General features: G+C 73.9%; 5 protein-coding genes and 1 rRNA gene. 4 read left to right on the top strand and 2 right to left on the bottom strand.

The genetic code is table 11. The annotated features are described in order from the left end of the window. A 5S ribosomal RNA gene (rrf, locus tag GQ466_RS21555) occupies window positions 1-76 on the top strand; the annotation flags it as partial. Window positions 77-220: 144 nt separating this feature from the next. On the opposite strand, the gene GQ466_RS21550 is transcribed toward rrf, so the two are convergent. Beyond that, entirely contained in the window at window positions 221-718 is a 498-nt protein-coding gene (locus tag GQ466_RS21550; protein ID WP_161104792.1) for a 2-thiouracil desulfurase family protein, read from the bottom strand. A 644-nt stretch (window positions 719-1362) separates the two neighbouring features. On the opposite strand from GQ466_RS21550, the gene GQ466_RS21545 reads away from it, so the two are divergent. Genes GQ466_RS21545 through GQ466_RS21535 form a run of 3 tightly spaced genes read left to right on the top strand, consistent with a single transcriptional unit; the run spans window position 1363 to window position 5160 of the window. Next, window positions 1363-3495: a sensor histidine kinase gene (locus GQ466_RS21545; RefSeq protein ID WP_161104791.1), complete on the top strand. Its 2133-nt coding sequence runs from the start codon at window positions 1363-1365 to the stop codon at window positions 3493-3495. Next, window positions 3495-3872 carry a DUF742 domain-containing protein gene (locus tag GQ466_RS21540; RefSeq protein ID WP_161104790.1) on the top strand — a complete coding sequence of 126 codons (378 nt, stop codon included), beginning with the start codon at window positions 3495-3497 and terminating at the stop codon, window positions 3870-3872. The genes GQ466_RS21545 and GQ466_RS21540 overlap by 1 nt, the downstream gene beginning before the upstream one ends. After that, a complete protein-coding gene (locus GQ466_RS21535; RefSeq protein ID WP_161104789.1) occupies window positions 3853-5160 on the top strand; it encodes an ABC transporter substrate-binding protein in 1308 nt (435 codons plus the stop codon). Before GQ466_RS21540 ends, GQ466_RS21535 begins: the two co-directional genes overlap by 20 nt. A 49-nt stretch (window positions 5161-5209) precedes the next feature. Here GQ466_RS21535 and GQ466_RS21530 read toward each other — a convergent pair whose 3' ends face one another. Further along, complete coding sequence (locus GQ466_RS21530; protein WP_161104788.1) at window positions 5210-6031, bottom strand: SDR family NAD(P)-dependent oxidoreductase; 822 nt, start codon at window positions 6029-6031, stop codon at window positions 5210-5212. Between the last annotated feature and the right edge of the window lie 102 nt (window positions 6032-6133).

Raw genomic sequence — 6133 nt, 5'->3', positions numbered from 1 at the left:
GAACCCGGAAGTTAAGCCTTTCAGCGCCGATGGTACTGCATGGGAGACTGTGTGGGAGAGTAGGACACCGCCGGACTCACAGTGGTTGAGGGCCATCCCGTCACGGGGTGGCCCTCAACGCATTTCTAGGGGCTTCGCCGACGGCGAAGCCCCTTTTTGCGTTCCTAACGACTTTTGGGGGTCCCGCCAAGCGGCGAGACCCCTTTCGTGTGCCGGGCGTCTAGGGCGTGGAGGTGTCCAGGAAGGACGCCAGGGACGGTAGTTCCGACTCGGTGAAGACGCGTAGGCCCGCCTGAGCGAGCAGGGCGGCCGTGATGCCTTCTCCGGGGAGAGAGCGGCCCTGGAAGGTCCCGTCGTGGATGCGGTGGACGCCGCAGGACGGGCTTCCCTCCTTCAGGAGTGCGATGCGGGCACCGGCGCGGCGGGCGCAGTCGAGGGCCAGGTACGCGCCGCGCAGGAAGGCGTCCGTCACGTCGTCGCCCGCGCCGGTCAGGACGCGTGCTGTTCCGGCCAGGACCGCCGCGCCCCCGCCGGCCGCCGGGACGATCTCGGCGGCCGGTCGCGGCACCGCCAGCCCGCCCGAGACTTCCGGGCAGAAAGGGACCAGCCGCCCTTCGGCCCGCCAGCGCGCGAACAGGTCGTCGGCCACCGGCTTGGCGGCGCCGTCGTAGCGGACGGGCCGACCGAGCAGGCAAGCGCTGACGAGGATCCGCTCCATCCGTCCAGCGTAAGCGTCGACGCCGATGCGCTGCCCGTACCTGGGCACAGGCGGTGCGCAACAACGCATCGCCCCAGCCGGGCCGCCGTAGCTGTGAGCGCGCTGCTCCTAACTGATCAAAGGTCGCCCGCGCGAGTACTTCGCTCGCGCCTGGGACGATGCGCACTGGCAATGCGGCGTCCGCGCCCGTGCGGGCCACGTACGTGGTGGGCGCACCGCGCCGCACGCAGCCGGAGCCAGGCGATGCCGCACGGGGGGCAGCCCCGGGTCCGGGTGGGTGATTGGCGCGGGAGGCGGCGTCGGCGTGCGGGGTGCGTGCGGGGATGTGCCGGTCCGGCTGGGGCGCGTGTGGGGACGGCCGTTCCGGTGCGGGGGAGGTGGCGTGCGGGGGTGGGTCGTTGCGGGCTGGTGTGGGTGGGGTGGGGTGGGTTGGGAGTGGAGGGGCAGATGACGCGGAGTTGATCAACTGTCATCTGTCAGTAACATAAACATAACAATCCCAATCTTCTCCGCGAACCGCCGGATGCGTCCCGAATCACCGCGATACGGTCCGATCCCATTCGGGGTGAGGGTCCGCGGGGGTCAAGATGGGAACAGGTCGCCGGGGCCGCGGCCAGTCGGTTCGCGCCAAGATGTTCCTGCTGTTGTTCCCACCGCTCACCGCGCTCGTCCTGCTGTGGGGCTTCGTCGCGGCCACGGCCCTCACCGACAGCCTCCGGCAGACGCGGGCGAAGACGTTCACGACCAACGTCGCGCAGCCCACGGACGCGCTGATCGCCGCGCTGCAGGACGAGCGGCGCATGTCCCTGTCGTCCCTCGGCGACGACGCGACGATCGGACGTGCCGGGTTCGACGCCCAGCGCGCCCGCACCGGGCAGACCAGGGACGCGTTCCGCCGGGCCGCCGCCGATCCCGGCACGCGCGGCGCGACCCGGCCCGAGACGCTCCAGCGCATGACGCGGCTCGTGGACGCCCTCACCGACCTCGACGCGCTCCGCCAGGCCGTCGACCACCGCGCGATCGACCGCGCGCAGGCGATGACGCGCTACAGCGCGCTGATCGACCTCGCCGCCGACGTGTACGACGACGTCCCGTCCAGCGACCGGCGCGTCGTGCGCAACTCGCGGATGCTGATCTCGCTGGAGCGGGGCCGTGAGCAGCTGGCCCGCGAGGACGCGCTGGTCACCGGCGTCCTCGCGGCGGGCCGGATGACCGCCGACGAGCGGCTGGAGACGATCCGGCTCGCCGGCGCCCGGCAGGCGCTGTACGACGAGGCGTCGCGGTCGCTGAGCGGCGCCGACGCCGCCCGGTACCGGGAGATCGTCAGCGGCCCGGACGCCGCGCGGTTCGACGACCTGGAACGGCTGGTGACCCGGCCGCAGAGCCGTCCGGGCGCCGCGCCGCCGCTGGACGTCGGCGCCTGGCACACCGCGACCGAGGCCGTCGGCCGTGAGCTGACGGGCCTCGCCACGCGGATCCGCGCCGTCACCACCGACCGCGCCCGCGACACCGCCAGGGCGTTCCTGCTGCGGCTGGTGCTGGCGGGCGGGCTGGGGCTGATCGCGGTGGTCGTGTCGGTCGTGCTGGCCGTCCGCATCGGGCGGACGCTGATCCGTGAGAGCCGCGCCCTGGCCCGCGACGTGTCGGCGTTCGCGGCCGAGCGGCTGCCGGACGGCCCCGAGCCGCTGGCCCCCGAACGGCGGCTGCCCGCGCGTCCGGGCGACCCGCCGCCGCCCGAGCCGCTGGAACCGCCCGACGCCGAGCCCGAGGCGCCTGGCCCGGTCTACACGGTCGGCGAGATCCGGCGGATCGGGGACGCGTTCGACCGCGCCCGCGACGCCGTCCGCCGCGCCGCCGCGAACGAGGAGGCCGCGCACCGCAGGCTCAACGAGGTGTTCGTGACGCTGGCGCGCCGCAACCAGTCGCTGCTGCAGCGGCTGCTGGCGATGCTGGAGGCGATGCAGCGGCGCACCGAGCGTCCCGACGAGCTGGAGGCCCTGTTCGCGCTCGACCACCTCGCCACGCGGATGCGCCGCCACGCCGAGGGCCTGGTCGTGCTGTCGGGACGGCCCGCCGGACGGTCCTGGCGCGACCCGGTCCGCCTTGTGGACGTCGCCCGTGCCGCCGCCGCCGAGGTCGAGGACTACACGCGGGTGGACGTCGCCCCGATGGGACGGACCGCGCTGCGCGGCTCCGCCGTCGCCGACACCATCCACCTGCTCGCCGAGCTGATCGAGAACGCCACCACGTTCTCGCCGCCGACGACGACCGTGCGGGTCTCCGGCGAGCTGGTCGGACGCGGGTTCGCGATCGAGATCGAGGACGGCGGCCTCGGCCTCGGCCCCGAGGAGTTCGAGGCGTGCAACGAACTGCTCGCGACCGACCCGGACGGGCGGCTGGGCGACACGACGCGGCTCGGCCTGTTCGTCGTCGCGCGGCTCGCGGCGCGGCTCGGCGCGAAGGTGACGCTGCGGCCGTCGGCGTACGGCGGGGTGACGGCGATCGTGCTGCTGCCGCTGGACCTCGTCGTGGAGCCGGGCCGCGAGCCGGCGCCGGACGTCCCGCGCGAGACGGCCGCGGGCCTGCCCGCGCGGCGCCGCCAGACCCATCTCGCCGAGCCGCTGCGCGCCGAGGAGCCGCTGCTCGCCGCGCCCGTCGCCGAGCCGCGTTCGCCGGAGTCCGCGCAGCGGCTGCTCACCGGCCTGCAGAGCGGGCTGGAGCGGGGCCGGGCCGCCGCCGCGGACGACGACGGCCCGTCCGCGCCCGGGGGCGAGTGATGCCCGAGGGCCCCGAGGAGCTGTGGGTCGACGAGATGGCCGGCCCGGTCGTCCGTCCCTACGCGGTGGCCAAGGGCCGCGCCCGGCACGCGGGCGGCGACGCGCTGGACCTGCTCGCGACCGTCCAGGCGCGGGAGCCGCTGCCCGATCCGGGCGTGCTGACGCCGGAGGAGGAGACGATCCTCGACCTGTGCCGCGGCCCGGTGCCGGTCGCCGAGATCGCGGCGGAGCTGGCGCTGCCGCTCGGCGTGGTCCGGGTGCTGCTCGGCGATCTGCTGGAGCGCCGTCTGGTGACGGCGCGCAGCCCGGAGACGGTCTCCGGGCGTCCCGACACGAACCTGCTGAAGGAAATGATCGATGGTCTGCGCGCGCTCTGACGGTCCGAGGCTGCGGGCGTGGCTGGCGGGGCTCGTGCTGCTCGCGGCGGCGCTCGGCACGTCCGGCTGCGGCCTGCTGGGCGGCCCGGCGCGCGCCGAGACGGTTCCGGGCGTCACGTCGCGGCCGTGCCCGCACGCGGTGAACCGGAACCACGGCTGCATCTACCTCGGGACGCTCTCGGACCTGTCCACCGGCCCGTTCAGCGCGCTCGGCGTGCTGCTCACCCGGGCGCAGCGGGCGTTCTGGGAGCGGGTCAACGCCGAGGGCGGCATCGGCGGGTACGACGTGGACGCCGTCACCTATGTCCGCGACACCGGGTACGTCCCGAGCCGTCACCTCGCCGCCTACCTGGAGATCAAGGACCGGGTGCTGGCGCTGGCGCAGACGCTCGGGTCCACGACGACCGAGGAGATCCTCGACGACCTGCGGACCGAGCGGATGCTGGCGGTGCCGGCGTCGTTCCAGTCCCGCTGGGAGTTCGAGGACGTGATCCTGGAGTCGGGCACGTCGTACTGCTTCCACTACATGAACGCCGTGGACTACGCCGTCCGGCAGGGCCGGGTGAAGCGGGTGATGAGCGTCCACTTCGCGGGCGACTACGGCGCGGACGGCGCCGGCGGCGCGCGGATCGCGGCCCGCGCGCACCGGCTGGCGTACCGGAGCGTCCAGACGCCGCAGGGCCCGGACCGGCAGGCGGCGGCGGTGCGGTCGATCCTGAAGTTCAAGCCGGACGTGGTGCTGCTGTCCACCGGCCCTGCGGAGACGGCTGCGATCGTCGGGCAGGCCGTCGCGCACGGCTACAAGGGCCGCTTCTTCGGCGACCAGACGACCTGGAACGTCGCGGTGATGAAGTCGCCGGTCGCCGCCGCGATGCGCGACCACTACCTCATGACCGCGACGTGGAAGCCGTTCGCGACCGACGCGCCCGGCTACACCGCGATGCGCGCCGCCCTCGGCCGGGTGGTGCCCGATGACACCCTGACGGTCGGTTGGTCGATGCAATATCCGCTGAAGGCGGTGCTGGAGCGCGCCGCGCAGAACGGGCGGCTGACGCGCCAGGGCCTCTACACGGCGATGAAGGAGACCACGTTCGTCGACTACGAGGGCATGATGCCCCCGGCGGCGGGGGACTTCTCCGGGACGCCCAACGCGTCGGCGTTCCGGGAGACGGTCTTCGAGCGTCCCGACCCGTCCCGGTACACGGGCCTGCGGGTGCTGACGGACTACCAGGCGGGCGCGACCGCCGACGGCTACCGGCTGGACGCGCCCTGCTCGGGCGTGACCTGAGCCGGGGGCGGGGAGGCGCCGCCCCCGGCGAGGCCGCCGTCCAGGGGGCTCACTTCTTGCCGGACAGCACCTTGTCGACGGCGAACTGCGCGACGCGCACCGCCCCCGCCGGGTTGAGCCGGACGCCCCGCCACGCGGCGCGGCCGTGCGCGGGCGCGACGATGAGGGCCTTGTTGCGGTCGACGCCGCGGATGATGTCGCGGGCGAGCTTCTCGGCGGTGTAGAGCCGGGGGACCGCCTTCTTGATGTCCTCGGTCGCGTTGCCGCTCATCGCCGTCTCCGGCAGGCCCGGGTTGACGTTGGTGAGCAGCGGCGTGTCGACGAAGCTCGGGCAGACGACGCTGACCTTGACGCCGCGTCCGGCCGCCTCGGCGCGCAGGCCGAGCGACAGCCCGACGACGGCGTGCTTGGTGGCGGTGTAGGGGATGCCGATCGGCATCGGGACGAGCCCGGCGAGCGACGCGGTGTTGACGATGTGCCCGGACCCCTGCTCCAGCATGATCCGGTACGCCGCGTCGACGCCGTGGACGACGCCCTTGAGGTTGATGTCGATCGCGCGGTTCCAGTGGTCGAGGGTCAGTTCCTCGGCCAGGCCGCCGATCGAGATGCCCGCGTTGTTGAACACGAGGTCGAGGTGGCCGTGCTCGTCGCGGACGGCGTGGTACAGCTCCGCCACGGCGGCGGCGTCGGTGACGTCGAGCGGCGCGGACGACGCCTTGCCCCGGCCGAGCGTGTTGAGCTTGTCGGCGACCTTCCGGGCGCCCTCGGCGTTGATGTCGGCGACGACCACCGTGTCGCCCCGGTGGACCAGGGACGTGGCGATGGCGCGGCCGATGCCGGACGCGCCTCCGGTCACGATCGCGATGCTCATGGCGTGCTCCGCTCGGTTGGAACGCCGGGCTGCGGGGACCGGCCAGGTCCCCGCGGCGGCGCAATTGGATGGTGGGTGGAATTGATGGGCGAGTCTACGGCC

It is taken from the genome of Actinomadura rayongensis (assembly GCF_009831215.1).
Taxonomy (GTDB): Bacteria; Actinomycetota; Actinomycetes; order Streptosporangiales; family Streptosporangiaceae; genus Spirillospora; species Spirillospora rayongensis.
Note: the sequence above shows the minus strand (reverse complement) of the source record. Positions and strands in the feature narration are given on the sequence as shown.

Bases quoted from the DNA above. Each gene is read 5' to 3' on its own strand.
- GQ466_RS21550 (WP_161104792.1), bottom strand. From the start codon at position 718: ATGGAGCGGATCCTCGTCAGCGCTTGCCTGCTCGGTCGGCCCGTCCGC.
- GQ466_RS21540 (WP_161104790.1), top strand. From the start codon at position 3,495: ATGCCCGAGGGCCCCGAGGAGCTGTGGGTCGACGAGATGGCCGGCCCG.
- GQ466_RS21535 (WP_161104789.1), top strand. From the start codon at position 3,853: ATGGTCTGCGCGCGCTCTGACGGTCCGAGGCTGCGGGCGTGGCTGGCG.
- GQ466_RS21530 (WP_161104788.1), bottom strand. From the start codon at position 6,031: ATGAGCATCGCGATCGTGACCGGAGGCGCGTCCGGCATCGGCCGCGCC.